General features: G+C 62.3%; 24 protein-coding genes, 1 pseudogene and 1 riboswitch. Of the genes and pseudogenes, 12 read left to right on the top strand and 13 right to left on the bottom strand.

Annotation, left to right across the window (positions count from 1 at the left end):
* The 6 genes and pseudogenes from ACI2JX_RS18745 to tkt form a co-directional block, all read right to left on the bottom strand.
* Window positions 1-721: pseudogene (locus ACI2JX_RS18745) on the bottom strand (ketose-bisphosphate aldolase); the annotation flags it as partial.
* A 99-nt stretch (window positions 722-820) separates the two neighbouring features.
* On the bottom strand, window positions 821-1,150 hold the full coding sequence (locus ACI2JX_RS18740; protein ID WP_186557542.1) for an MliC family protein: 330 nt from the start codon (window positions 1,148-1,150) through the stop codon (window positions 821-823).
* Between the two features lie 142 nt (window positions 1,151-1,292).
* Window positions 1,293-1,511: a hypothetical protein gene (locus ACI2JX_RS18735; RefSeq protein WP_186557544.1), complete on the bottom strand. Its 219-nt coding sequence runs from the start codon at window positions 1,509-1,511 to the stop codon at window positions 1,293-1,295.
* A 32-nt stretch (window positions 1,512-1,543) separates the two neighbouring features.
* Entirely contained in the window at window positions 1,544-2,707 is a 1,164-nt protein-coding gene (locus ACI2JX_RS18730) for a phosphoglycerate kinase (protein ID WP_368973287.1), read from the bottom strand.
* A 12-nt stretch (window positions 2,708-2,719) separates the two neighbouring features.
* A complete protein-coding gene (epd, locus tag ACI2JX_RS18725) occupies window positions 2,720-3,781 on the bottom strand; it encodes an erythrose-4-phosphate dehydrogenase (protein ID WP_404690700.1) in 1,062 nt (353 codons plus the stop codon).
* Window positions 3,782-3,917: 136 nt separating this feature from the next.
* Window positions 3,918-5,915, bottom strand: a complete 1,998-nt coding sequence (tkt, locus tag ACI2JX_RS18720; protein WP_264236702.1) for a transketolase — start codon at window positions 5,913-5,915, stop codon at window positions 3,918-3,920.
* Between the two features lie 447 nt (window positions 5,916-6,362).
* On the opposite strand from tkt, the gene ACI2JX_RS18715 reads away from it, so the two are divergent.
* From ACI2JX_RS18715 to ACI2JX_RS18695, 5 genes are all read left to right on the top strand, one after another.
* Window positions 6,363-7,382, top strand: a complete 1,020-nt coding sequence (locus tag ACI2JX_RS18715) for a metalloregulator ArsR/SmtB family transcription factor (protein WP_186557553.1) — start codon at window positions 6,363-6,365, stop codon at window positions 7,380-7,382.
* On the top strand, window positions 7,379-8,569 hold the full coding sequence (gene metK / locus ACI2JX_RS18710) for a methionine adenosyltransferase (RefSeq protein ID WP_186557554.1): 1,191 nt from the start codon (window positions 7,379-7,381) through the stop codon (window positions 8,567-8,569). Before ACI2JX_RS18715 ends, metK begins: the two co-directional genes overlap by 4 nt.
* 144 nt (window positions 8,570-8,713) lie before the next feature.
* Window positions 8,714-10,387, top strand: coding sequence for an NAD-dependent DNA ligase LigB (gene ligB, locus ACI2JX_RS18705; RefSeq protein ID WP_404690699.1), 1,674 nt, complete (start codon window positions 8,714-8,716; stop codon window positions 10,385-10,387).
* Window positions 10,388-10,447: 60 nt separating this feature from the next.
* The gene (locus tag ACI2JX_RS18700) at window positions 10,448-10,843 is read left to right on the top strand and encodes a DUF1090 domain-containing protein (RefSeq protein WP_186557556.1); all 396 of its coding nucleotides are present in this window, start codon (window positions 10,448-10,450) and stop codon (window positions 10,841-10,843) included.
* Window positions 10,844-10,984: 141 nt separating this feature from the next.
* Window positions 10,985-11,386: a DUF1090 domain-containing protein gene (locus tag ACI2JX_RS18695; protein WP_368973283.1), complete on the top strand. Its 402-nt coding sequence runs from the start codon at window positions 10,985-10,987 to the stop codon at window positions 11,384-11,386.
* Window positions 11,387-11,595: 209 nt separating this feature from the next.
* Here the strand turns inward: ACI2JX_RS18695 and ACI2JX_RS18690 are convergent, their stop codons facing one another.
* Window positions 11,596-12,042 carry a cytochrome c gene (locus tag ACI2JX_RS18690; protein WP_264236699.1) on the bottom strand — a complete coding sequence of 149 codons (447 nt, stop codon included), beginning with the start codon at window positions 12,040-12,042 and terminating at the stop codon, window positions 11,596-11,598.
* A 115-nt stretch (window positions 12,043-12,157) separates the two neighbouring features.
* On the opposite strand from ACI2JX_RS18690, the gene ACI2JX_RS18685 reads away from it, so the two are divergent.
* Window positions 12,158-13,309, top strand: a complete 1,152-nt coding sequence (locus ACI2JX_RS18685; protein WP_392463715.1) for a murein transglycosylase A — start codon at window positions 12,158-12,160, stop codon at window positions 13,307-13,309.
* 112 nt (window positions 13,310-13,421) lie between these two features.
* Here ACI2JX_RS18685 and ACI2JX_RS18680 read toward each other — a convergent pair whose 3' ends face one another.
* Together ACI2JX_RS18680 and ACI2JX_RS18675 are read right to left on the bottom strand one after the other, a co-directional pair.
* Entirely contained in the window at window positions 13,422-13,808 is a 387-nt protein-coding gene (locus ACI2JX_RS18680) for an MAPEG family protein (protein WP_186557569.1), read from the bottom strand.
* A 31-nt stretch (window positions 13,809-13,839) separates the two neighbouring features.
* A complete protein-coding gene (locus tag ACI2JX_RS18675) occupies window positions 13,840-14,673 on the bottom strand; it encodes a DMT family transporter (RefSeq protein ID WP_264236697.1) in 834 nt (277 codons plus the stop codon).
* Window positions 14,674-14,891: 218 nt separating this feature from the next.
* On the opposite strand from ACI2JX_RS18675, the gene ACI2JX_RS18670 reads away from it, so the two are divergent.
* Window positions 14,892-16,127 (top strand): cation:proton antiporter, encoded by a 1,236-nt coding sequence (locus ACI2JX_RS18670; RefSeq protein ID WP_404690698.1) that lies wholly within the window; start codon window positions 14,892-14,894, stop codon window positions 16,125-16,127.
* Between the two features lie 120 nt (window positions 16,128-16,247).
* On the opposite strand, the gene ACI2JX_RS18665 is transcribed toward ACI2JX_RS18670, so the two are convergent.
* Window positions 16,248-16,649, bottom strand: coding sequence for an acyl-CoA thioesterase (locus tag ACI2JX_RS18665; protein ID WP_186557388.1), 402 nt, complete (start codon window positions 16,647-16,649; stop codon window positions 16,248-16,250).
* 178 nt (window positions 16,650-16,827) lie between these two features.
* A riboswitch (S-adenosyl-L-homocysteine riboswitch) is annotated at window positions 16,828-16,923 on the top strand.
* A 21-nt stretch (window positions 16,924-16,944) separates the two neighbouring features.
* Between ACI2JX_RS18665 and ahcY the strand changes: the two genes are divergently transcribed.
* The 5 genes from ahcY (at window position 16,945) to ACI2JX_RS18640 (ending at window position 23,519) form a co-directional block, all read left to right on the top strand.
* Entirely contained in the window at window positions 16,945-18,354 is a 1,410-nt protein-coding gene (gene ahcY / locus ACI2JX_RS18660; protein WP_264236696.1) for an adenosylhomocysteinase, read from the top strand.
* A 164-nt stretch (window positions 18,355-18,518) separates the two neighbouring features.
* On the top strand, window positions 18,519-19,364 hold the full coding sequence (gene metF / locus ACI2JX_RS18655) for a methylenetetrahydrofolate reductase [NAD(P)H] (RefSeq protein ID WP_186557386.1): 846 nt from the start codon (window positions 18,519-18,521) through the stop codon (window positions 19,362-19,364).
* A gap of 99 nt (window positions 19,365-19,463) precedes the next feature.
* Window positions 19,464-20,540 (top strand): hypothetical protein, encoded by a 1,077-nt coding sequence (locus ACI2JX_RS18650; protein ID WP_404690697.1) that lies wholly within the window; start codon window positions 19,464-19,466, stop codon window positions 20,538-20,540.
* A gap of 63 nt (window positions 20,541-20,603) precedes the next feature.
* Window positions 20,604-21,392: a substrate-binding periplasmic protein gene (locus tag ACI2JX_RS18645; RefSeq protein ID WP_404690696.1), complete on the top strand. Its 789-nt coding sequence runs from the start codon at window positions 20,604-20,606 to the stop codon at window positions 21,390-21,392.
* Window positions 21,393-21,611: 219 nt separating this feature from the next.
* Window positions 21,612-23,519, top strand: coding sequence for a DEAD/DEAH box helicase (locus tag ACI2JX_RS18640; protein WP_404690695.1), 1,908 nt, complete (start codon window positions 21,612-21,614; stop codon window positions 23,517-23,519).
* Between the two features lie 65 nt (window positions 23,520-23,584).
* Here the strand turns inward: ACI2JX_RS18640 and ACI2JX_RS18635 are convergent, their stop codons facing one another.
* The 3 genes from ACI2JX_RS18635 to ACI2JX_RS18625 form a co-directional block, all read right to left on the bottom strand.
* Window positions 23,585-24,163: a YceI family protein gene (locus ACI2JX_RS18635; protein WP_186557382.1), complete on the bottom strand. Its 579-nt coding sequence runs from the start codon at window positions 24,161-24,163 to the stop codon at window positions 23,585-23,587.
* A 31-nt stretch (window positions 24,164-24,194) separates the two neighbouring features.
* Window positions 24,195-24,746: a cytochrome b gene (locus ACI2JX_RS18630; protein ID WP_264236690.1), complete on the bottom strand. Its 552-nt coding sequence runs from the start codon at window positions 24,744-24,746 to the stop codon at window positions 24,195-24,197.
* 274 nt (window positions 24,747-25,020) lie between these two features.
* Complete coding sequence (locus tag ACI2JX_RS18625; RefSeq protein WP_404690694.1) at window positions 25,021-26,889, bottom strand: FAD-dependent oxidoreductase; 1,869 nt, start codon at window positions 26,887-26,889, stop codon at window positions 25,021-25,023.
* Window positions 26,890-26,987 lie beyond the last annotated feature (98 nt).

Raw genomic sequence — 26,987 nt, 5'->3', positions numbered from 1 at the left:
AATCTTGAGGCACCGAGGAAGAACCGTGCATCACCAGGTGAGTGTTAGGGATGCGCTTGTGGATTTCCTTGATGCGGTCGATCGCCAGTACGTCACCGGTAGGTGGCTTGGTGAACTTGTAGGCGCCGTGGCTGGTGCCGATGGCGATGGCCAGGGCATCGACCTGGGACTACTTGAAGAAGTCTGCGGAAAATTCACTGACGGACAGCATCTGGCTGTGATCCAGAACGCCTTCGGCGCCGATACCGTCTTCTTCACCGGCCATGCCGGTTTCCAGCGAACCCAGGCAGCCCAGCTCGCCTTCCACCGAAACGCCGCAGGCGTGCGCCATGGCGACGGTCTGCTGGGTGACGCGCACGTTGTACTCGTAGTCGGTCGGGGTCTTGCCGTCTTCGCCGAGCGAGCCGTCCATCATTACCGAGCTGAAGCCCAGTTGGATCGAGCGCTGGCAGACATCCGGGCTGGTGCCGTGGTCTTGGTGCATGCACACCGGGATGTGCGGGAACTCTTCGATCGCGGCCAGGATCAGGTGGCGCAGGAACGGCGCACCTGCGTATTTGCGAGCACCGGCCGAGGCCTGCACGATGACCGGAGAGTCGGTCTTGTCGGCGGCTTCCATGATGGCGCGCATCTGCTCGAGGTTGTTGACGTTGAAAGCTGGAACGCCGTAGCCGAACTCGGCGGCGTGGTCCAGCATCTGGCGCATGCTAATGAGTGCCATTGTGTATCTCTCTCCCGACAAGCGTCGTTGTTTCGTGCAAGCCTGCCGCAGGGGCGGTTGCTGTTCAAGTAGTGTGGGCCACCATGGCGGCCCGGCCAGTCACGGTGCCTTGCAGCCCCGCCCAATCAGATCGTTGGTTGCTACCCAGTACACCAGGCCTTCATCGCCTTTGGTGTGCAGGGCCAGCACGCCGTCGCTGTAAAGTGCGCCGGAAGCGCCCGGCTCGGACTTGAGCCGGTAGACCTGGTCGCCGCCGCCGAGGCGTACGTCGACCGAATCCTGGGTTGCGTCGGCAAAGCGCCAGAGCACCTCGGTCTGGGTATCGCAGACCCAGCGGGTCCAGTTGTCTGCCGGGGCGGGTTGCGCCGGCTGCAGCAGTGAGCATCCTGCCAGTGTCGCCAGGGCCGCAAAGGCCATGAGCGCTTTCATTCAGTTTCCTCGAATTGGGACTGCTGTGCAGCCCTTCGCGGGCAAGCCCGCTCCTACAGGTCAGCGCTGTGCCCGCGAAGGGCCGCACCGCGGCCCCTTTGTCCAAGACCACGAAAGGTCCAGTTGGTTGCTCGTCACCCGATCAAGGGCAACCCGGCGCCTTGCGCTGGTGCTCGTCGTCGTACTTTTCCAGGCCATCCGGGCCCAAGCGCTTGTTGATCACCGGCACCGTTTCCGCCTGCCACTGGGACTGATAGCAGCCGCCCTGGGGCGACTGCGACGGTTCGGCGTCCGCAGCCGGACCGCTGGAGCAAGCGCTCAGCAGCCCCGCCACGATCATCACAGGCAATTGCTTGACCATTCGGTCGCTCCCTTTGCCGCGCGCCTTCATGCTCAGGCCTTGGCCCGCTCTTCCAGGATCGCTACGGCGGGCAAAACCTTGCCCTCGACGAATTCGAGGAACGCACCGCCACCGGTAGAAATGTAGGAGATATCGCCGCCAACGCCATATTTATCGATGGCTGCCAGGGTATCGCCACCGCCCGCGATGGAGAATGCCGCACTATCGGCAATGGCCTTGGCCAGCACTTTGGTGCCGTTGCCGAACTGGTCGAACTCGAACACGCCGACCGGACCGTTCCACAGGATGGTCTTGGAGGTCTTGAGCAACTCAGCGAACTGTTCGGCGGTTTGCGGGCCGATGTCCAGGATCATGTCGTCGTCAGCGACTTCAGCGATGAGCTTGACGGTGGCCTGGGCGCTCTCGGCGAACTCCTTGGCAACCACCACGTCCACCGGCAGCGGCACATTGACCTTGGCCGCAATGGCCTTGGCGGTGTCGACCAGGTCAGGCTCGTACAGCGACTTGCCAACCTTGTGGCCAGCTGCGGCGAGGAAGGTGTTGGCGATACCGCCACCGACGATCAGCAGGTCGCAGACGTTGCTCAAGCTGTTGAGCACGTCGAGCTTGGTCGACACCTTGGAGCCGGCGACGATGGCTGCCATCGGCTTGGCCGGGGCTTTCAGGGCCTTGCCCAGGGCGTCCAGCTCGGCTGCCAGCAGCGGACCGGCAGCAGCGACTTTGGCGAACTTAGCCACGCCATGGGTCGAACCCTCGGCGCGGTGGGCGGTACCGAAGGCGTCCATGACAAACACGTCGCACAGGGCGGCGTACTTCTGCGCCAGCTCGTCGGCGTTCTTCTTCTCGCCTTTGTTGAAGCGCACGTTCTCGAACAGCACCAGCTCGCCGGCCTGGACCTGGACGCCGTCCAGGTAGTCGGCAACCAGCGGCACTTCGCGGCCGAGGGCCTTGCTCAGGTAGTCGGCGACGGGCTTGAGGCTGTTCTCGGCGGAGAACTCGCCCTCGGTCGGACGACCCAGGTGCGAGCAGACCATTACCGCGGCGCCTTTTTCCAGGGCCAGCTTGATGGTCGGCAGCGCAGCCAGGATACGCGCATCGCTGGCTACCACACCGTCCTTCACAGGCACGTTGAGGTCTTCGCGGATCAGTACGCGCTTACCTTGCAGGTCGAGGTCGGTCATCTTCAACACGGTCATGAATGCAGTCCTTCAGGGCTGTTTGGTGCGGGTTTGGTGGACGACGTGCAGATAGTGGTCAGCAACGTCGAGCATACGGTTGGCGAACCCCCATTCGTTATCGAACCAGGCCAACAGGTTCACCAGGCGGGGGCCGGAAACGCGGGTCTGGCTGGCATCGACGATGGCCGAATGCGGGTCATGGTTGAAATCACAGCTGGCGTGCGGCAGCTCGGTGTAGGCCACAAGCCCCTGCAACGGGCCGCTCAAGGCGGCGTCGCGCAGCACCCGGTTGACCTCGGCCGCCGTGGTATCGCGAGCGGTCTGCAAGGTGATGTCCAGGCACGACACGTTGACGGTCGGCACGCGTACCGCTTTGGCCTGAATTCGCCCGGCAAGTTCCGGCAGCAGGCGCTCGATGCCACGGGCCAGGCCAGTAGACACCGGAATTACCGACTGGAATGCCGAGCGGGTGCGGCGCAGGTCTTCGTGGTGATAGGCGTCGATCACCGGCTGGTCGTTCATCGCCGAGTGAATCGTGGTGATCTGCACGTACTCGATGCCAAAGGCCTGGTCCAACACGCGCAGCAGCGGCACGCCGCAGTTGGTGGTGCAGGAGGCATTGGACACCAGCCGCTCGGCGCCGGTCAGGCAATCCTGGTTGATCCCATAGACCACCGTGGCATCGACATCCGCCTCGCTGGCCATCGGTTGGGAGAACAGCACCCGAGGCGCGCCGGCATCGAGGAAGCGCTGGCCATCGGCGCGGGTGTTGTAGGCGCCGGTGCATTCGAGCACCAGGTCGACGTCCAGGGCGGCCCAGTCGATCCCTTCAGGGGTGGCACTGCGCAAAACCTGCACGCAGTCGCCATTGATATGCAGACAATCGCCGTCGACCTTCACCTCACCGGGGAAACGCCCGTGGGTGGAGTCGAAGCGTGTCAGGTATTCCAGGCTGGCCTGATCGGCCAGATCGTTCAGTGCAACGATCTCGAAGCCCGCCTTCGCCCCTCGCTCGACCAGTGCGCGCAGGACACAGCGGCCGATGCGGCCGTAACCGTTGAGTGCAACTTTGTAGGGACGCGGATGGGGCATGCCGGGCTCACGTATCGAAGCGTTGTATGACCATCGCGGGGCAAGCCCGCTCCCACGCCAGCCAGTATTCGCGAGCTGGCGTGGGAGCGGGCTTGCCCCGCGATTGAAGGGGGCGGCAAAGCCCCCAGACTTTACATCAGTCTTCCAGCAGCTCTTCAGCAGTACCCAGGATGTTTTCCAGGGTGAAGCCAAACTCCTCGAACAGCGCCGAGGCCGGAGCCGATTCGCCGTAGGTGGTCATGCCGATGACGCGGCCTTCCAGGCCTACGTACTTGTACCAGAAGTCGGCGTGGGCAGCTTCGATGGCGATGCGGGCACCGACTTGCAGCGGCAGTACCGATTGCTTGTAGGCAGCGTCCTGGGCGTCGAACACGCTGGTGCTTGGCATCGAAACGACGCGCACCTTGCGGCCCTGCTCGGTCAGCTTGGCGAACGCCTGCACCGCCAGGCCCACTTCGGAACCGGTGGCGATCAGGATCAGCTCAGGCTCGCCTGCGCAGTCCTTGAGCACATAGCCACCACGGGCGATGTCGGCGATCTGCTGGGCATCGCGGTCCTGATGTTGCAGGTTCTGGCGGGAGAAGATCAGCGCCGATGGGCCGTCCTTGCGCTCCAGTGCGGCTTTCCAGGAGACGGCCGACTCGACCGCATCGGCTGGGCGCCAGGTGTCCAGGTTCGGTGTGCTGCGCAAGCTGGTCAGCTGCTCGATCGGCTGGTGAGTCGGGCCGTCTTCGCCCAGGCCGATGGAGTCGTGGGTGTAGACGTGGATCACCCGCTGTTTCATCAGCGCCGACATGCGCACTGCGTTACGGGCGTATTCCATGAACATCAGGAAGGTCGCGCCGTAAGGCACCAGGCCGCCGTGCAGGGCAACGCCGTTCATGATCGCAGTCATGCCGAATTCACGCACGCCGTAGAACACGTAGTTGCCGCTGGCGTCATTGGCCTCGACACCCTTGCAACCTTTCCACAGGGTCAGGTTGGAGCCGGCCAGGTCAGCCGAGCCGCCGAGGAACTCAGGCAGCAGGGGGCCGAAGGCGTTCAGGGCATTCTGGCTGGCCTTGCGGCTGGCAATGGTTTCACCCTTGGCTGCGACTTCGGCGATGTAGGCAGCGGCCTTTTCCGAGAAGTCAGCTGGCAGATCACCGCTCAGGCGACGCTTGAGCTCGCTGGCCAGTTCCGGGAAGGCGGCGGCATAAGCGTCGAAGCGCTGGTTCCACTCGGCTTCGACCTTGGCACCGGCGGCTTTGGCATCCCACTCGGCAGCGATGTCGGCAGGGATTTCGAACGGGCCGTGGTTCCAGTTCAGCTCTTTGCGGGCCAGGGCGATTTCGTCGTTGCCCAGCGGCGCGCCGTGGCAGTCTTCCTTGCCCTGCTTGTTCGGCGAGCCGAAACCAATGATGGTCTTGCAGCAGATCAGGGTCGGACGGTCGCTCTTGCGAGCGGTGTCGATGGCCATCTTGATTTCGTCGGCATCGTGACCGTTGACGTTGCGGATGACCTGCCAGTTGTAGGCTTCGAAACGCGCTGGGGTGTTGTCGGTGAACCAGCCGTGCACTTCGCCGTCGATGGAGATGCCGTTGTCGTCGTAGAAGGCGACCAGCTTGTTCAGGCCCAGGGTACCGGCCAGCGAAGCGACTTCGTGGGAAATGCCTTCCATCATGCAGCCGTCACCCAGGAACACATAGGTGTTGTGGTCGACGATGTTGTGGCCTTCACGGTTGAACTGGGCAGCCAGCACTTTCTCGGCGAGGGCGAAGCCTACGGCGTTGGCCAGGCCTTGGCCCAGCGGGCCGGTGGTGGTTTCGACACCTGGGGTGTAGCCGAACTCCGGGTGGCCTGGGGTGCGGCTGTGCAGCTGGCGGAACGACTTGAGGTCGTCGATGGTGACGTCATAGCCGGTCAGGTGCAGCAGCGAATAGATCAGCATCGAGCCGTGGCCGTTGGACAGCACGAAGCGGTCACGGTCAGCGAAGCTCGGGTTGCTCGGGTTGTGCTTCAGGTAGTCGCGCCAAAGCACTTCGGCGATATCCGCCATGCCCATAGGGGCACCTGGGTGGCCGCTGTTGGCCTTTTGCACGGCATCCATGCTGAGGGCACGAATGGCGTTGGCACGATCACGACGGCTGGGCATCGCTAAGTCTCCTGGGGCTTTGAATAAGTAGTGGAACGCAAAAAGGCGGCCATTTTCCCCCACAGGCGGCCTGGGGGCAATGACGGATGGTCGCAGTTGGGTATTTTTCCTGTGTTTAGGGGGCAATTCATGAAAAACGCTGGTGCAAACCGATACCGGGCAGACTCTGCGGAGCATTTTCAGGGAGCCTGTACTGCGTGGGAGCCTGTACTGCGTGGGAGCCTGTACTGCGTGGGAGCCTGTACTGCGTGGGAGCGGGCTTGCCCCGCGATAGCGATGGTTAACGCACGGACGCCATCGCGGGGCAAGCCCGCTCCCACGCGCTCATCCCACTCTCTTTGCTTGTACCCGCCGCTCGCGCGGCCAGCAAACCGTACGTCTTGCAATATCAAAACTTTTTGATATTGCTATTGCGAGGGCAACGATGCCTGTCTAGACTGCCGCGCTATGAACCTACGCGCCCAACCCATTCCCGTTCAGCGAAGCGACGCATTGGCTGCCTTGTGCAAAGCCAGTGGCGATGAGCTACGCCTGAATGTGTTGCGCGCCTTGGCCAGTGACTCGTTCGGCGTGCTGGAGTTGGCGCAGATCTTCGACATCGGCCAATCGGGCATGAGCCACCACTTGAAGGTATTGGCCCAGGCCGACCTGGTCGCCACCCGCCGCGAAGGCAATGCCATCTTCTACCGCCGCGCCCTGCCTGACAGCCTGCGTCCGGGCGGGCGCCTGCACAGCGCCCTGCTCGAAGAAGTCGACGACCTGGCCCTGCCGGAGGATGTGCAGGCGCGCATCGCTCAAGTACAGCAGCGCCGCGCGGCCACCAGCCAGGACTTTTTCCTGCGTGTAGAAGAGAAGTTTCGCGCCCAGCAAGACCTGATCGCCGGTCTGCCGCAGTACCGCGAAAGCCTGTTGGCGCTGCTCGATAAGCTGAGTTTCGGGCCTGCCGCCAGCGCCTTGGAAGTGGGCCCCGGTGACGGCGGCTTCCTGCCTGACCTGGCCCGCCGCTTCGCCCAGGTCACCGCCATGGACAACAGCTCGACCATGCTCGAGCTGGCCCGCCAGGTCTGCGAACGTGAAGGCCTGGGTAATGTAAATCTGCAGTTGGCCGATGCACTGGGTGCAACGGATGTGGAAGCCGACTGCGTCGTGCTGAACATGGTCTTGCACCATTTCAGCGACCCGGCCCTGGCCTTGCGCCAGTTGGCCAAACGGGTGAAGGCAGGCGGCAGCCTGTTGGTCACCGAGCTGTGCAGCCATGACCAGGGTTGGGCGCGCGATGCCTGCGGCGACCTGTGGCTTGGCTTCGAGCAGGACGACCTGGCCCAGTGGGCCCATGCTGCCGGGCTGCTACCCGGGGACAGCCTCTATGTGGGCTTGCGTAACGGTTTCCAGATTCAGGTCCGACATTTCCAGCGGACGGCTGGCGACACTCACCATTCGGTAAATTTTAGGAACCCGTCGAGATGAGCGAATACTCCCTTTTCACCTCCGAGTCCGTGTCCGAAGGGCATCCGGACAAGATCGCCGACCAGATTTCGGACGCGGTCCTGGACGCCATCATCACCCAGGACAAATTCGCCCGTGTCGCGTGCGAAACCCTGGTCAAGACCGGTGTCGCCATCATCGCCGGCGAAGTCACCACGTCGGCCTGGGTCGACCTGGAAGAAATCGTCCGTAAAGTCATCATCGACATCGGCTACGACAGCTCCGACGTCGGCTTCGACGGCGCCACCTGCGCAGTGATGAACATCATCGGCAAGCAGTCGGTGGACATTGCCCAAGGCGTTGACCGCAGCAAGCCAGAGGATCAGGGCGCTGGCGACCAGGGCCTGATGTTCGGCTATGCCAGCAACGAAACCGACGTGCTGATGCCAGCGCCGATCTGCTTCTCGCACCGCCTGGTCGAGCGCCAGGCCGAAGCGCGCAAGTCCGGCCTGCTGCCGTGGCTGCGTCCGGATGCCAAGTCGCAGGTCACCTGCCGTTATGAAGGCGGCAAGGTAGTCGGTATCGATGCCGTCGTCCTGTCGACCCAGCACAACCCTGAAGTGTCGCAAAAAGACCTCCAGGAAGCGGTGATGGAGCTGATCGTCAAGCACACCCTGCCTGCCGAGCTGCTGCACAAGGACACCCAGTTCCACATCAACCCGACTGGCCAGTTCATCATTGGCGGCCCAGTGGGTGACTGCGGCCTGACCGGTCGCAAGATCATCGTCGACTCCTACGGCGGTATGGCCCGTCACGGTGGCGGCGCGTTCTCCGGCAAAGACCCATCCAAGGTCGACCGCTCGGCTGCCTACGCTGGCCGCTACGTAGCCAAGAACATCGTCGCCGCTGGCCTGGCCGAGCGCTGCGAGATCCAGGTGTCCTACGCCATCGGCGTGGCGCAGCCTACCTCGATCTCGCTGAACACCTTCGGCACCGGCAAGATCTCCGACGACAAGATCGTCCAGCTGGTGCGTGAGTGCTTCGACCTGCGTCCGTACGCCATCACCACCATGCTCGACCTGCTGCACCCGATGTACCAGGAGACCGCAGCGTATGGCCATTTCGGCCGTACTCCGCAGCAGAAGACTGTCGGCGACGACACCTTCACCACCTTCACCTGGGAGCGTACCGATCGCGCCCAAGCGCTGCGTGACGCTGCCGGCCTGTAAGCGTCCTACAGCTACAGACGAAAGCCCCTGCCGCGTAATCGGCAGGGGCTTTTTTGTGACATATCGGCTGACAACTGCGCCCTGCAAACCCGCCGTCGGCTGCCTAGGCTGAGCATTCCACACCGCCATGCAAGGATGCTGGCCATGTCGCTCAAGCTGCTCGTTGGTTTTCTAGTTAGCGTCTACTTATCCACAGCCGTCGCTGCCGACTGCCCTACCTGGTCCGCTGAACGAGGGCGACAAGAAAGTGAGCAACTGCAAGCCACACTGGCCAAATGGGATGAGCACTACCATCGCCACGGCATTTCGCTGGTAACGGATGAACTGTACGACCAGAGCCGGCAGCGCTTTCACTGGCTACAAAGTTGCTTTTCGCTCAACACCATCGATAACCCGCTGGCAAGCGCTCGCGGCCAGATTCCCCACCCTGTCGCGCACACCGGCGTCGAAAAGCTGGCCAACGAGCAGGCGGTCGCTGGCTGGATGCGTGGCAAGCAGGGCATCTGGATTCAGCCCAAGGTCGATGGGGTCGCAGTATCGCTGGTCTTCCGCCAGGGCCGCCTGAGGCAATTGCTTAGCCGGGGCGATGGCATCCATGGCCACGACTGGAGCCGGCATATCCCAGCGCTAGGCGGCCTGACTCGGCAACTGCCACAGCCGCTCGATATGGTTTTGCAAGGCGAGCTGTACTGGGCGCTGGATAAGCATATACAAGCGAGTGCTGGCGGGCTCAATGCCCGAGGGACTGTCGCCGGGTTGCTGGCACGCAAGCAGATCAATGCCGAGCAAGGGCAGAATATCGGGCTGTTCGTCTGGGATTGGCCGCAAGGCCCCGCCAGCCAGGCCGAACGCTTGGCCAAGCTGGCAGAACTGGGTTTTGCCGACAGCCAGCGCTACAGCGTGGCCATCGACACTTACGAGCAGGCCGCTGATTGGCGCCAGCGCTGGTATCGCACGCCGCTGCCCTTCGCCACCGACGGGGTGATCTTGCGTCTGGACCGTCGCCCACCGGCTGCGCGCTGGCGGGCCAAACCGCCGTACTGGATCGCAGCGTGGAAGTACCCGTTCAGGCAAGCGCTGGCTGAGGTCCGAAACGTTCGCTTCAGGGTCGGCAGGACAGGTCGAATCACCCCCATGCTGCACCTTGAGCCGCTGACCCTGGATGATCGCCGAATCAGCCTGGTCAGCCTGGGATCACTCGCGCGCTGGCAAGCATTGGACATACGCCCCGGCGACCAGGTGGCCGTGAGCCTGGCGGGGCTGACCATCCCCCGCCTGGACAGCGTGGTGCATCGCAGTTTGCATCGTGAACCTGTGGCTGCGCCGGTCCCCACTCGGCATCACCCTCTCAGTTGCTGGCAAGACAGCGACAGCTGCAGGGAGCAATTTATCGCCCGCTTGAACTGGCTCAGCAGCAAGCAGGGCTTGGCCATGGCAAAGCTGGGCTCATCGACCTGGGCGCAGCTGGTCGACAGCGCTGCGGTCGGCAACCTTGACGACTGGCTGAATCTGACGCGCGCCGACTTGCTGCGCATCCCTGGGATTGGCGAGAAACGCGCCGGGCAATTGCTGCAGGCCTTCGAGCAAGCCCGTCAACAACCCTTCCAACGCTGGTTGCGCGCTATCGGTGTACCGGCGCCAAAGGATCTCGACCTGGGTTCCGACTGGTCGACCCTGACCGCCAGAAATACCGAGCAATGGTTGGCGCAACCCGGCATCGGCCGCCGCCGGGCCGAGCAACTGCGCGCTTTCTTCCAGCATGACGACGTGCAGATACTGGCCGCGCAATTGCGCCTGCACGCAATCAAGGGTTTCTAATTTTGCCGGTTCAGGGCAGCATTTCATTTTCCGTTGCCCTGCCTTCGAATGGAGTCCCTGATGAAACTGCTCTCGTCCCTCGCCCTGTCCGCCGTGTTCTGCCTGTCCGCCCATTCTGCGCTGGCTGCCGAGCAGCAGCCCGGGTTGACCGGTTGCGCAGCCAAGCGTCAGGCCATCAGCGAACAGATCGAACAGGCCCGCGCCCACGGCAACAGTGCCCAGCAGGCCGGTCTGGAGAAGGCCCTGAGCGAAGTCACCGAGCACTGCACCGACGCCAGCCTGCGCAAAGAGCGCGAGCAGAAGGTGCTCGATGCCCGCCATGAAGTGAACCAGCGCACCAAGGACCTGGACAAGGCGATGAAGAAAGGCGATGCCGAGAAGATCAACAAGCGCAAGGACAAGCTCGCCGAATCGAAGAAAGAACTGCAGAGCGCGCTGGACGAGCTGGAGCGTTGATTTCAATCAATCGATGCCACTAAAGCTGTAGGAGCCGTCTGAAAAGGGGCCATATTTGCCGTTACTGGGTTCACGGAGCAAAGCGTTGAGCGCACTATGCCCTTACACTTTTTGTTGCCATTACCCTGTATAGGAGGCCCCATGAAACAGCTGTCTACCCTGGCCTTGCTGAGTACCTTAGCTTTCTTGCCGGCGGGCTCGCTGCAAGCGGCGCAGATCCTCAGCCCCGGCCTGACTGGCTGCGCGGCCAAACGTGATGCCATCGAGCAGCAGTTGCAGCAAGCCCAATCCCGGCAGAACTCCGGCGAAGTACGCGGACTGCAAAAAGCGCTGAAAGAGAATACCGAGCACTGTACCGATGAAGGCTTGCGCGCGGAGCGCCAAGCAAAAATCGACAAGGCCGAGGCTGAAGTTGCAGAGCGCCGGGCGGACCTCAAACAGGCGCAAGCCAAGGGCGACCCAGGCAAGATTGCCAAGCGCCAGAGCAAGCTGGCGGAATCTGAAGCCGAGCTGAAACAGGCGCAGGCCGAGCTGGATAAATAGCCCCTACAGTAATGCTGTTCACTTAAGGCCCTTGTCGCCTGCTTTGGGGCCGCTTTGCGGCCCTTCGCGGGCAAGCCCGCTCCCACAGGTACGGCGCCGACCGTCCGAGCGGCGCTATACCTGTGGGAGCGGGCTTGTCGGAGCGCCGAACCGCCGCGAAGGGGCGCAAAGCGGCCCCAGAATCTTAAGTGAACAGCATTACGGCGCTGTCAGTGGTTGCGAAACTCGCTATGACAGGCCTTGCAGGCGGCTTCGACCTTGTCCATCGGTGCCTTCAATTGCGCCATTTCCAGCGGTTGAGTACGCGTCACACCTACCAATTGCGCGGTGACACTTTCCAACTGCCGCGCCAGATCCTCAAAACGCGCCTGCCGCTGCCAAACCTCGGCCCGGGCACTGCTGTCGCCCTCATCCTGCACTTGTGGAAAGTGCTGCCATGGCGCATGGGCCAGGCTATCGAGCTTCAGCGCGCCGTCGGCGAACTTGCCGCCATCGAAGGGTAAGCGCCCACGCAGCATGCCGCCCATGTCTTCGCTGGTCTTGAGCATCTGCTTGAAGATCGCCTTGCGCTGCCCCAGCGGTGAGTTAGGATCGACACGGTCGCAGCCCACCAGGGACACGCTGACCAGCAGCAGCACGGTGAAACATTTGAACATCACGGTCACATTGGCATCGGAATAGGGCCGACAGTATCCTCGCCTGCTCGACAAACACCAATACCCTTACGAAAAACAGGGGCAGCCACGCGCTCGCCCGCTCAAGGATTCAGCCATGAAATCTGCTCTGCGCCATCTCGCCTGGGCACTCCCCGCCCTGGCCCTGCTGGCCGGCTGCAACGGCGGCGAAAGCGCCAAACCCGAACCCCATGCCGTGGCCACCTACGCCCCCGCCACCTGGAAAGACCTGCCCAGTGTCAGCGATGCCGACTTGCTGGCAGGCTTCGTGGCCTGGCGCAATGGCTGCGAGAAGCTCAAGCGTGACCCGGTCTGGGCGCCGACCTGCGAAGCAGCGCAGCGGATTCCGGACGATGCCGCCCAAGCACGTGCCTTCCTCCAGCAGAACCTGCAGGTGTATGGCCTGCGCTCGGCCGAGAACAACGCCAATGGCTTGATCACTGGTTATTACGAGCCGGTCTACCCCGGCAGCCTGGAACGCACTGAAGCTGCTCAGGTGCCGGTTTATGGCATTCCCGACGACATGATCGTGGTCGACCTGGCCAGCATCTATCCCGAACTCAAAGGCAAACGCCTGCGTGGCCGCCTTGAAGGCCGGGTGCTCAAGCCGTACGACACTGCCGAGGCGATCTATCGCGACGGTGTCAAAGCGCCGGTGCTGGCCTGGCTGACCGACCCGATGGACCTGCAATTCTTGCAGATCCAGGGTTCGGGCCGCGTCGAGCTGGAAAATGGCCGGCAGTTGCGCCTGGGCTACGCCGACCAGAACGGCCACCCCTACCGGCCGATTGGTCGCTGGCTGATCGAGCAAGGTCAGTTGAAGAAGGAAGACGTGAGCATGGGCGCCATTCATGCCTGGGCCCAGGCCAATCCACAACGGGTGCCGGAGCTGCTGGCCAGCAACCCCAGCTATGTTTTCTTCAGCACTCGCCCGGACAGCAACGAAGGCCCGCGCGGTTCGCTCAACGTGCCGCTGACTGCGGGGTACAGCGTGGCCATCGACCGTAAGGTGATTCCGCTGGGCAGCTTGCTGTGGTTGTCCACCACGCGCCCGGACGGCACGCCAGTGGTGCGGCCAGTGGGCGCACAGGACACCGGCGGTGCAATTACCGGCGAGGTGCGTGCGGACCTGTTCTGGGGCACCGGGCCTGAGGCCGGTGAACTAGCGGGTAACATGAAGCAGCAGGGACAGATCTGGATGCTTTGGCCTAAAGGCAAACCATTGCCTGAAGTGCCGAAAGTCCTCTGATTTTGCGGTGACCTTTTCGCGGGCAAGCCCGCTCCCACAGGGACTGCGCTGGCTTCAAGGTCAACGGGGTGCCTCTAGGAGCGGGTTTACCCGCGAAAAGCGCGACTCGATGTCAGACCGAAACCACGAAGAACGACACAATCAACGCCAGCCCGGCAAACCACACCAGCGAGCGCAACGCCGCCCAGTCCGCCAGGTAGCAAATGATGTAGAGCAACCGGCTGGTGATGTACATCACCCCCAGCACGTCCTGCGTCACCTGTTCGGCATTGCCGACGATATCCGCCACCAGCACCGCCGCCGCGAACGCCGGAAACGCTTCATAGCTGTTCTGCTGCGCGGCATGGGCACGCCGTGGCAGGCCCGACAGCGTGTCGAGAAAGGCTCGCGGATCGTGATTGTCCTTAAGGCCGAATCGCCCGCTGCTGAGCTTGGCGATCAGCGCACACAGCGGCGGCAGGATCAGGGCAATCAGAATGCACCACAGGGCAACGGTCATGGACAGGACTCCTTGTTCGAAATGATCGGGATCAGAGCTTCATCACCAGCATGCCCGCCAGGACCAGCCCGCATGCTAAGAGCCTCGGGCCGCCAAAAGGTTCTTTGAGGTAGCGCATCCCCAACAGCACCACCAGGATCACACTCAGCTCACGCAGCGCCGCAGCCTCGGCCACCGACCCCAGGTGCATGGCCCACAGCACCAGGGCGTAGCTGAACAACACACACAAGCCCACCGCCAACCCCAACCGCCATTGCGTGCGCCAGAACAGCGCGAACGGCGCACGCCTCGCCACGCTGGCCAGCAGCGGAAACGGCCAGGCGCTGAGCAAGGTCAGCCAGACAAGGTAATCCCAGGGCTGGCCCCACAAACGCACTGCCTGGCCGTCGAACCAGGTGTAACAGCCGATGCACAGACCAATTAGCGCCACTACCGGCAGCATCGACCAAGGCAGACGTTCACCGCCTCCGCCCTGCCACAACAAGCAAGCCATACCGCAGGGGATCAGCAGGATGCCAATGATCTGCTGCTGGCTCAGTGTTTCTCCGGCGAATGCCAGGGTCAGGCCCAGCACGACCAAAGGCGACAGGCCGCGCATCAGAGGATAGACCAGGCCCAGGTCGCCGACGCGGTAGGCCTTGATCAGCAGTACCCGGTAGAGCTGCTCGGCAAGCGCCGAGGCGACCAGCCAGGGCCAGATTTCAGCGGGCGGGAAGTCGACGAAAGCGACGGCCGCGAGGGCGAACACCAGGGCCACCGCATCCATGCTGGCGATCACCAGCAGGCGCTCGCCACTGAATTTGATCAGGGTGTTCCAGGTGGCGTGCAGGAGGGCTGCGATGAGCACGAGGGAGGTTGCCAACACGCTGTATTCCTTGCAGAGAGCCGGGGTGGCCTGTGGCGGATGAGGGCACAAATATAGCGGTTTCCTGTCGATCTTTGGGGCCGCATAGCGGCACCTGTTTCTGAACGAATCGGAGATTTCCGGTCAGAGGGTGTGTCCCGAAACCCTCGCCAGGCCATCAAACAACTGCCCGAGCGATTCGGGTTACGACTCGGAAGCCACTCTTTACAGGATTTGGGATGCTTGAACTTGTTGCCGCGTTTATCTGCCTGACCACCCTTCTCACCTACGTCAATTACCGTTTCATCGGCCTGCCACCCGCCATCGGCGTGATGGTGACGGCGCTATTGTTCTCCTTGATTCTCCAGGGCTTGAGCCTGATCGGTTTCCCCGGCTTGGAAGAGCGCGTCGAAGGCCTGATGAACCAGATCGACTTCAACGATCTGCTGATGCACTGGATGCTGTCATTCCTGCTGTTTGCCGGCGCCTTGCACGTCAACCTCGGCGACCTGCGCAGTTACCGCTGGCCCATCGGCCTACTGGCGACCATCGGCGTGTTGATCGCCACCGTGGTCATCGGCTTTCTGGCCCACTGGGTATTTGCCCTGTTCGGCTGGCAGGTCAGCCTGATCTACTGCCTGCTGTTTGGCGCGCTGATTTCGCCGACCGACCCGATCGCGGTGCTCGGCGCCCTGCGCACCGCCAATGCATCGAAACCACTGAAAACCACCATCGTCGGCGAGTCGCTGTTCAATGACGGCACGGCGGTTGTGGTGTTTACCGTGTTGCTGGGGATCGTCCAGCTCGGCGAGACGCCGAGCGTTTCCGAGACCGCCATTCTGTTTGCCCGCGAAGCACTGGGCGGCATCGCCTTTGGCGGCCTGATCGGCTACGCGACCTACCGCATGATCAAGAGCATCGAGCAGTACCAGGTCGAGGTCATGCTGACCCTGGCGCTGGTCATCGGTGGTTCGGCGATGTGCTACGAGCTGCACGTTTCGGCGCCAATCGCCATGGTGGTGGCCGGTCTGATCATCGGCAACCTGGGGCGCAACCTGGCGATGAACGACATGACCCGGCGCTACATGGACGGCTTCTGGGAGCTGATCGACGACATGCTCAACGCGCTGCTGTTCGCCCTGATCGGCCTGGAGCTGTTGCTGCTGCCGTTCAACTGGCTGCACCTGGCGGCCGGCAGCGTGCTGGCGGTGGCGGTGTTGATGTCGCGTTTGCTGACCGTGGCGCCGGCGATCGTCCTGCTGCGCCGCTGGCGTAGCGTGCCCAAGGGCACGGTGCGGGTACTGACCTGGGGTGGTTTGCGCGGTGGGGTATCGGTGGCTCTGGCGCTGTCGCTGCCAGTAGGTGATGAGCGCGACCTGTTGCTGTCGATCACTTACATCGTGGTGCTGTCTTCGATCCTGATTCAGGGCTTGAGCATCGGCCGCGTGGTCCGTGGCGTTACCGCCCAGCCCTGAAAGAGCGATTTGTTGGACTCGTGGGAGCGGGCTTGCCTGGCGATGGCAGCGGTGGGTTCACCCTCGCATCGCGGGGCGAGCCCGCTCCCGCCCCTATAGCCCAAGCCCCACGCCAGCCGCTTATTCGACGGCGGTATCCGGGAACTGATCCTGCACATACTTGATCTGCGTCCGCCCGTGCGCCGCGGGCAGGCCATCATCGCCCAGGTTGACGAAGACCATCTTGTCCACGGTCAGGATGCTCTTGCGGGTGATCTTGTTACGCACTTCACACTTGAGGGTGATCGAGGTGCGGCCAAACTCGGTGGCGGTGATGCCCAGCTCGATGATGTCGCCCTGACGCGAAGCGCTGACGAAGTTGATTTCCGACATGTACTTGGTGACCACGCGCTGGTTGCCCAGTTGGACGATGGCGTAGATCGCCGCCTCTTCGTCGATCCAGCGCAGCAGGCTGCCACCGAACAGCGTGCCATTAGGGTTGAGGTCTTCGGGTTTAACCCACTTGCGGGTGTGGAAGTTCATCATTGCTCCTGACGGCTTGGCTTACGTGCAGTCATGATGGCAGAGCCTGCCGCCGCTCTCCATTACCCATCGACTATCGTCTCGATTAATCGACAGAAAACCTTGGGTCTGATAGCCCACCCCGGCTATAATCTGCGCCGTTTCACATGGCCACCCGCTGCGGGGCCATGCCCGCCACCCATCCGAGGGGCGCTGCAGCAGGCTCGGCCTGTCAGGCTCGGTTGGGGCGTTGTCCGCCATGCGGACGCTCAACGCACAACGGCGCCCATTCGCACACTACGAATGGAGGCTCTTGATGAGCGCTGTAAACACGCCTGCTGGTTTTACCGATTTCAAAGTCGCTGACATCTCCCTGGCCGCCTGGGGTCGTCGCGAAACCATCATCGCTGAATCGGAAATGCCTGCACTGATGGGCCTGCGTCGCAAGTACCTCGAAGAGCAACCGCTCAAGGGTGCGAAGATCCTGGGCTGCATCCACATGACCATCCAGACCGCCGTGCTGATCGAAACCCTGGTTGCCCTGGGTGCCGAAGTGCGCTGGTCGTCCTGCAACATCTTCTCCACCCAGGACCAGGCCGCCGCTTCCATCGCCGCTGCCGGTATCCCGGTGTTCGCCTGGAAAGGCGAGACCGAAGAAGAGTACGAGTGGTGCCTGGAGCAGACCATCCTCAAGGATGGCCAGCCATGGGACGCCAACATGATCCTCGACGACGGTGGTGACCTGACCGAGCTGCTGCACAAGAAGTACCCAGCAGTGCTGGATCGCGTCCACGGCGTCACCGAGGAAACCACCACCGGCGTTCACCGCCTGCTCGACATGCTGGCCAAGGGCGAGCTGAAAGTCCCGGCGATCAACGTCAACGACTCGGTCACCAAGAGCAAGAACGACAACAAGTACGGCTGCCGTCACAGCCTCAACGATGCCATCAAGCGCGGCACCGACCACCTGCTGTCGGGCAAGCAAGCGCTGGTCATCGGCTACGGTGACGTGGGCAAGGGCTCGGCCCAGTCGCTGCGTCAGGAAGGCATGATCGTCAAGGTTTCCGAAGTCGACCCGATCTGCGCCATGCAAGCCTGCATGGACGGCTTCGAGCTGGTCTCGCCGTTCATCGACGGTATCAACAACGGCACCGAAGCCAGCGTCGACAAGGCCCTGCTGGGCAAGATCGACCTGATCGTTACCACCACCGGTAACGTCAACGTCTGCGACGCCAACATGCTCAAGGCCCTGAAGAAGCGCGCCGTGGTCTGCAACATCGGCCACTTCGACAACGAAATCGACACCGCCTTCATGCGCAAGAACTGGGCCTGGGAAGAGGTCAAGCCGCAGGTGCACAAGATTCACCGTACCGGCGCTGGCGATTTCGATCCGCAGAACGACGACTACCTGATCCTGCTGGCCGAAGGCCGCCTGGTCAACCTGGGCAACGCCACTGGCCATCCAAGCCGCATCATGGATGGCTCGTTCGCCAACCAGGTACTGGCGCAGATCTTCCTGTTCAACCAGAAGTACGCCGACCTGTCGCCTGCCCAGAAAGCCGAGCGCCTGACCGTGGAAGTGCTGCCGAAGAAACTCGACGAAGAAGTGGCCCTGGAAATGGTCCGCGGCTTCGGCGGCGTGGTCACCCAACTGACCCAGCAGCAGGCCGAGTACATCGGTGTGACCGTCGAAGGCCCGTTCAAGCCGCACGCCTACCGCTACTAAGCGGCAAGCTGCACGTTTCAAGCGGCAAGAAAAGGCAGATAGTGCCAAGCCGCTTGAAACCTGTAGCTCTTGAATCTTGAACGATGCCCAAGCCAGACCGGCCTCTACCGGTCTGGCTTTGACTTGCAGCTTGCGGCCTGACGCTTGCAGCTGAGGAACGAGTGATGTCCCAAGAACGCCGTTACAGTTTCGAATTCTTCCCGACCAAGACCGAAGCCGGCCATGAAAAGCTGATGGGCGTTGCCCGTGAGTTGGCCAGCTACAACCCCGACTTCTTCTCCTGCACCTACGGCGCTGGCGGCTCGACCCGTGACCGCACGCTCAATACCGTGCTGCAGCTGGAAAGCGAAGTGAAAGTCCCTGCCGCTCCGCACCTGTCGTGCGTGGGTGACACCAAGGCCGACCTGCGCGCACTGCTTGGCGAATACAAAGCGGCCGGCATCAAGCGCATCGTCGCCCTGCGTGGCGATCTGCCTTCGGGCATGGGCATGGCCTCGGGCGAACTGCGCTACGCCAGCGACCTGGTCGAGTTCATCCGCCAGGAAACCGGCGATCACTTCCACCTGGAAGTGGCCGCCTACCCGGAGATGCACCCGCAGGCGCCCAACTTCGAGGCTGACCTGGCCAACTTCGTGCACAAGGTCAAGGCTGGCGCCGACAGCGCCATCACCCAGTACTTCTTCAACGCCGACAGCTACTTCTACTTCGTCGAGCGCGTGCAGCAGATGGGCGTCGACATCCCGGTTGTGCCCGGCATCATGCCGATCACCAACTACAGCAAGCTGGCGCGCTTCTCAGACGCCTGTGGCGCTGAGCTGCCACGCTGGATTCGCAAGCAACTGGAAGCCTACGGCGACGATACCGCCAGCATCCAGGCGTTCGGCGAGGAAGTGATCAGCCGCATGTGCGAGCAACTGCTGCAAGGCGGCGCTCCAGGGCTGCACTTCTATACCCTGAACCAGGCCGAAGCGAGCCTGGCGATCTGGAACAACCTCAAGCTTCCTCGTTGACCGTCAATCGCCGGTAACAAGAATATGAGGACATGAAAAAGGCTTTAGCTTAGGCTAAAGCCTTATTCATTTTGGCTCCTCGATAGGTTACTGCACGGAATGCACCTCCAACATCCCTCCAAGCCTCAACTGGTTTACCTCGCATTCGGCCCGGCCACCTACCACCAGGAAGCCTGCTTCAGCATCGTCAGCGCCCTGGCACATTTGCGCCAGACACCCGATGAAGCGATCGATATCCAGGTCTACACTGACTCTCCCGAGCCCTACGCCAAGCTGCCAGTTGTCGTCCATGTGCTGGATGAAGCAACGCGCAAAGCCTGGAACCAGCCGCATGGTTATCATTTTCGCAGCAAGCATGTGCTGATGCGCCAACTGCTTGAGCAGCACCCGCTGGCGGTGTTGATCGACACCGATACCTTCTTCCGCCAATCGCCGATGCAGCTGTTCCGTCGCATCAAGACCGGCACGCTGCTGTGCAACGCCATTGGCGCGCGCTATGGCGCGAACCCCGACTGCCAGCTGTACAAGAGCCTGCATCAGGCCCTGCAAGCACGCGGGTTGGCCGACACGCAGATGCCGCTGGTCAACTCCGGGGTAATCGGCCTGACCGCGGCTGATGCAGCGACGCTCGATCACTCCATCGCCTTGATGGACGAGTACTACCCGCAGGCTCGCCAGGCCTACACCCTGGAAGAGTTCTGCCTGGCGGTCGCCGCCTATCGCACCCTTGAGCTCGCCGAATGTACCGACGTGATCCATCACTACTGGAGCCGCAAGGCGCAGTTCCGGGCGAAGATCCAAGCCTGGCTGCACAAGCACGGTGACGACCCGCTCAGTGAAGCGGCACTGGCCGATGTGTACCTAGTCAACGATCAACTGCCCCGACCTCCGGCCCTGCACCGGCTGGGCTACAAGGCCATGAGCCTGACCCTGCCCAGCCATCAGCGCCAGTTCGCCCGTGAATTGCTGTATGGCTGCTACGCCTATGCCAATGAGTTCGACCGAGCTTGCGCCCCGGCATGGTGGGACAAGGCCCTGGAGAACCTGCACGAGCGCCATGGTCGAATGGAAGCAGAGCAATTGCGCCAATGCCTGCGCCAGCCTGGCTTGCGCTTGTCACTGGGTCGCCAGCACAAAGAAGTCGAGCGCCATCTGCTCAAGGATTCGCGAGCCTGACTCTGCACTCAACGTGGCCAGGCTGCACTGGTCACGTTTTCACTTAGCGCGTACTCTGCGGCCATGCCAGACCTCGCCCGCCTTCTTGGCTTTCTGCTGCTTGTCTGCCTGAGTTCATTGGCTCAGGCCGAGCGCCTGCGCCTGGTATCCGATGACTGGGCACCCTACATCTATCAGGAAAACGGCCAACCGAAAGGCATCGACTACGAAGTCTCACGGGAAGTGTTCAAGCGCCTGAGCATCGAGGTCGACTGGCAGTTCCTGCCCTGGAAGCGCTGCCTGGCGATGGTCGAGCAGGGCCAGGTCGACGGTGTGCTCGACATCTTCCAGATAGACACGCGTAAGAGCTACATGATCTACCCAGACGAACCGCTATCGAATGTTGAATTCGTAGTGTTTCGCAAACGCGCCCAACGACCACTGATCACCCACCTGCACGACCTTGCCGGCCTGACCGTTGGCATCTCACCCGGTTATGCCTACGGCCCGCATTTCAACGAGTCCCCGCTGTTCAAGCGCGAAGCCGCGCCCACTCATGAAGCCAACTTCGGCAAGCTGATGCTAGGGCGCATCGATGCGCTGGTGACCGATCGCCAGGTCGGCCGCTTCCTGCGCCATCAATTGGGGTTGCTGCAGCAAGTCGAGGAGCAGCCGTTGCTGATCAGCCGTCACGCGCAGTATTTGGGGCTTGCGCAGAAGCCTGGACGGCAGAAACTCGCTCAAGCGTTCGCCGACGAACTACGCCAGTTCAAGCGCGAGCCCGCCTACGCCGCCATCAGCGCGCGCTATGCGGGCGACGCCGAGCGGTTTGATGACGCCATTGAGCAGCAGGAACGCGGCACGCTGCGTTAGCTCTGTTATACTCGGGCCTTCCCGCCCGGCTCACGCCCGGACGCTCGGCCTCGCAGTAGGCATCTCGACCGTCGGCCATGCACCTCAAATGCACGCCCGCCGCCTCCCGGATGCGCAGTGAACGCCCAGCTGGACCGGACGCGATCGCATCCCTCAGATGCCCGTCGCGCCAGGCAGATCACCCCATAGGGCCTAGCCCCCACGAGAACAGGATTGCCCATGTCCTTTGCTTCCCTCGGTCTCTCCGAGGCTCTTGTCCGCGCTATCGAGGCAGCGGGCTATACCCAGCCCACCCCGGTGCAACAGCGGGCCATTCCCGCCGTGTTGCAAGGCCGCGACCTGATGGTTGCCGCCCAGACTGGTACCGGTAAGACCGGCGGTTTCGCCCTACCGATTCTTGAGCGCCTGTTCCCGGGTGGCCACCCCGACAAGTCCCTGCGCCACGGCCCGCGTCAACCGCGGGTACTGGTCCTGACCCCGACCCGCGAACTGGCGGCTCAGGTCCACGACAGCTTCAAGGTGTATGCCCGCGACCTCAGCCTGGTCAGCGCCTGCATCTTCGGCGGCGTCGGCATGAACCCGCAAATTCAGGCCATGGCCAAGGGCGTCGACGTCCTGGTCGCCTGCCCCGGTCGCCTGCTGGACCTGGCTGGCCAGGGCAAGGTCGACTTGTCCCATGTCGAGATACTGGTACTCGATGAAGCCGACCGCATGCTCGACATGGGCTTCATCCATGACGTCAAGAAGGTCTTGGCGCGCTTGCCAGCCAAGCGCCAGAACCTGCTGTTCTCGGCGACGTTCTCCAAAGACATTACCGACCTTGCCGACAAACTGCTGCACAACCCCGAGCGCATCGAGGTCACGCCGCCGAACACCACGGTCGAACGGATCGAGCAACGCGTCTATCGCCTGCCGGCCAGCCACAAGCGTGCCCTGCTGGCGCACCTGATCACCCTCGGCGCCTGGGAACAGGTGCTGGTGTTCACCCGTACCAAGCACGGTGCCAACCGCCTGGCCGAGTACCTGGAAAAGCACGGCCTACCTGCCGCCGCGATCCACGGTAACAAGAGCCAGAACGCACGCACCAAGGCCCTGGCCGACTTCAAGGCCAACACCGTACGTATCCTGGTTGCCACCGACATTGCCGCCCGTGGCCTAGATATCGACCAGCTGCCGCACGTGGTCAACTTCGAGCTGCCCAATGTCGAGGAAGACTACGTTCACCGCATTGGCCGTACTGGCCGTGCCGGGCGCTCCGGTGAAGCCATCTCGCTGGTCGCGCCAGACGAAGAGAAACTGCTCAAGAGCATCGAGCGCGTCACCCGTCAGAGAATCCCCGATGGCGACCTGATGGGCTTTGATGCCAGCCAGGTTGAAGCTGAAAAGCCAGAGGTGCGCGAGCGCCCGCAAAACACCGGTCGCGGCGGTCGTAACCAGTCGCGCGGCGAAGCTGGCAAAGACAGCAATGGCGGGCGCAAAGACAAGGGCAAGGATAAAGGCAAGGCCAAGCCCCAGGCAGCTGAAAAGTCGGCCGAAAAGAGCAAATCCGCCGACAAGCAGCAACAGCAGCCGCGCAGGTCGCGTGACGGCAAACCGCGTCAGCAGCAGGCTGGCCAGGGTGAAAGCCGTGTTCCGCCAGTGCCGGCCAACCGCGCACCCGACGAGTTCCTGGACGACGAAGTGGATAACTTCGGCAACCGCGCCGACTACGTCAGCCCCTACCAGAACGCCAAGAACCAAGGCCGCAACCGTCGCCCAGGTGGCGCTGCTGGCCAGGGTCAGGCGCAAGGCAGCGGCCAACGCGGCGCAGGTGCTGGCGGGCAAAATCAGGGCCGCAGCAATAACGGCGGCCAGCCACGCCAGGGCTCGGGCGAGAAACGTCCGCGCAACAACAGCAACAATGGCGGTGCTCGCCGTGATGGCAACCCAGGTCGCAACCGCTCGGCGGGTCGCGACGAGGGTTCGCGTCAGGAGCCAGCGGTTCGCAATCCGCGTGAATCGCAAAACCAGCCAGTGATCATCCGCAAGGAATCCAAGCTCGACCGTTATCCAACGCCTGAGCAGCTGGACGATCTGCCGAGCCGCCCGCGTGGCGAGCGCCCGGCCCTGCTGACCCGCAATCGCTGATTCGGATCACGCAGACATGAAAAAGCCGCCCCACGGGGCGGCTTTTTCATGTCTGGAGCAGCGTATTACTTCTGCTTGACGCCTTCGACGCTGATGTCCAGGTCGAGGGTTTGCGAAGTTGGGCCTGGGCCCTTGATGCCGAAGTCGTTCAGGTTCAGCGTGGTCTTGGCGTTGAAGCCAGCGCGCTCGCCGCCCCATGGATCCTTGCCTTCACCGTTGAACACAGCCTTGAAGGTAACAGGCTTGGTCACGCCGTGCAGGGTGAGGTCGCCGGTCACGTCGGCAGTCTTGTCACCGGTCGATTTGACTGCGGTGGAAACGAACTTGGCTTCTGGGTACTTCTTCACGTCGAGGAAGTCAGCGCTGGCGATATGCTTGTCACGCTCAGCGTGGTTGGACCACAGGCTGGCGGTTTTCAGATCGACGCTGATCTTGCTGGCTTCAGGCTTGGCGCTGTCCCAAGTGAAGTTGCCATCGAAGTCCTTGAAGGTACCGTGAATGAAGCTGTAGCCCAGGTGGCTGATTTTCCAGTCAACGAACGCGTGCTGGCCTTCTTTATCGATCTTGTACTCGGCAGCCATGACCTGGCCAGCAGAGAGCAGAGCGGTACCGAGCGCCAAAGCGGCAAAAGTCTTTTTCAACATCCTTTCTATTCCTTGCAATTGAGGTTGAGAGTCAAGCTTTGCGGCCCAGCATGCGGATCAGGGTCGCGTCACGGTCGATGAAATGGTGTTTCAGTGCTGCCAGACCATGCAAGCCGGCGAAAATCACCAGGCCCCAGGCCAGATAAAAATGGATCTCGCCAGCGGTATCTGCCTGGTCGGGCAGGTTACTGACCAGCGCTGGCACTTCGAACAGGCCAAACACCGGAATGCCGACGCCATCGGCGGTAGAGATCAGGTAACCGGCGATCATCACCGCGAACAGTCCCAGGTACAGCGCCAGATGCCCCAGCTTGGCGGCCATGCGGGTGAATGCCCCATGGTTGGCCGGCGCCGGTGGCGGCGGGCTGATGAAGCGCCAGAGCACACGCAGCAACATCACCGCCATCAGCACCAAGCCGATGCTTTTGTGCAGATCAGGGCCGGATTTGCGCCAAGGGCTGTAGTAGTCCAGGCCTACCATCCACAAGCCCAAGCCAAACAGACCGAAGACTGCCAAAGCCACACCCCAGTGCATGACGATGCTGACCAGGCCATAGCGAGAAGGTGAGTTACGAACTTGCATGTTGGCGTATTTCCCCGTGAAAGCTGTGCACAGACTATCGCGTAACGTATCGAATAAAAGCGGAAAAATCTGACTCGGATGATCGATTTTTACGATATGTATTGTGTGCATTGGCTATTAAGGAAAGATTAACCATAGCGGAAATTCGTCAGGAAGGGATGATGCTGAATACAGGAGGCCCATCGCGAGGCAAGCCCGCACCTACAGGGTATGGGGTAAACCTGTAGGTGAGGGCTTGCCTCGCAATGGGCTGTAAAGCAGCCCAAAGAGTGAATCAGCCAGCCTTGGCCTGAGTATTGGCCACCGGCTTTTTTACCGGCTCAGACTTGACTGTCGCCTTCTTCACTGGCGCAGGCTTGCTGGCTGCCTTCTTCGCCGCCTCAGACTTCGCTGCCGGCTTGTGCGCCGGAGCATGCTTGGCAGGCGCGGCTTTGGCAGCCGGTTTGACTGGCTGTTCCTTGGCCACAGGCGCTGGAGCAACAGGAGCAGGCGCAGGGGCAGAAACCGGCGCAACCTCGGCAGCCTTGGCAATTGGCGCAGCCTTCACTTCAGGCTTGGCACTGCCACCGAACAGGCGCGAGAAGAAGCCCGGTTTACCCCCTTCAGCCTCCTTTGCGGTCACCGGCTCGGCCTTGGCGGGTGCCTTGTCGGATTTATCGGAAGAACCGCCGAACAGGTTCGAGAAGAACCCGCCCTTATCCTTCGCCGCCACCGCACCGGCTGTCGCTGCAGCGGCAATCGGCACGGCCTTGGCTGGGTCGAACGACTTGCCGGCGAGCAAGTCCTGGACCTGCCCGGCAGCGCGCTGACCACTGCGAAGCGCGCCTTCCAGCGTGCCTGGGTACAAGGCGTCGGTGTGTTCACCGGCAAAGGCTACGCGCTGCACCGGACGCTCCCACAGGCGCCAGTACTTGCTGATCTGCCCTGGGCCATAGGCCAGGTAAGCGCCACCGGTGCCAGCATCGGTGCTGTAGCGTTTGACTTCGTAGCCCATGAAGGCGCCACGGGCTTGTGGATAGAACGCGTGCAGGCGAATCAGCACCTGATCGACCATCTGCTTATCGCCAAACGCCTGCAACAGGCGGGCGTTATCGCCAGACAGGTTGATCACCACGTTGGCCCCACCCTTGAGCGCAGGCTCGATCCACAGCATGCCGAGGCCTGCGTTACTGAAGATCTCGCCAGACATCCGCGCGCGGCTTTCCCACACCGGCGTCTTGAACTTGAGCATCAGTTGGTCGCGCCAGCCGTAGTTGGTGCCCTTGAGCGCGGCCAGGTGCTTGCTGTCCAGGCCTGGAGTCATCTGGATCTTGGCCAGCGCCCGCAGCGGCACCGCCAGCACCAGGTAGTCCGCCTGATAGCCGACGCTACCGACCTTGACGGTAACGCCGTCCTTGTCCTGGACGATGGAAGTCACTGGCGAACTGGTCTTGATGGTCTTGAGTTGCTTGACGAAGGCCTGGGCCAGCACCGGGCTGCCGCCTGGCAGGCGTGCGGCACGCAGGTCGCGGTCGCTGACACCGCGGTAGACGCGGGTCTGCTGGGCGAAATACAGCAACGACAGGCGCGATGGCTCGTCGTAACGGGTACGGATCTGCTGGTTGATCAGCTGCCGGGCGGTGGTTGGCAGTTGCAGCTTGTCGAGCCAGGTCGAGACGTTGATCTGGTCGAGGGCGAACAGCGTACTGTTGGCCTGCGGGTTCAGCGGATCGTCGATCGAGCGGGCGAGGTCATCGAGGGTCTTCTCGTAACGCTTGAGCGCCTCGGCGGTGGCAGGTTGCTTGGTGGCCAGGTCAGTGGCGTTGAAGTACTCGCCGTCGATCAGGTAACCCGGCGTTCGCACGAACTCCGGCGCTGGCAGTGTTTCAAGCTTGAAACGGTCGACATATTGGTTGAGGACTGGCTGCGCCTTGCCGTTGCCGATCCATTCGCTGGTGGCCAGCCCCGAGCGGCCGCCCATCCCCGACTTGGCTTCGAGCAAAGTCACTTGCCAACCCTTGTTTTGCAGTTCGTAGGCTGCGGTCAGGCCTGCCAGGCCGCCGCCTACCACAATCGCAGTAGGTGTCTTGTCCTTGGCGATTGCGGCGCCACTGGACACACCAATCAATAGCAACGCGCACAGGCGCACCCAAGCAGCAGCCATGTCGGCGAACTCCGGTTGAAATAGGTTTATGAGATCGGGGGAAGGGACGCCCCAGGATGATGCGTTAAGAATACGTCACCCTTGGGCACCCTGCCAGC

The organism is Pseudomonas sp. NPDC088890, assembly GCF_044900155.1.
Lineage (GTDB): Bacteria > Pseudomonadota > Gammaproteobacteria > Pseudomonadales > Pseudomonadaceae > Aquipseudomonas > Aquipseudomonas urmiensis.
The sequence above is the reverse complement of the archived record's forward strand: the minus strand, read 5'-3'. Positions and strand labels throughout refer to the sequence as shown.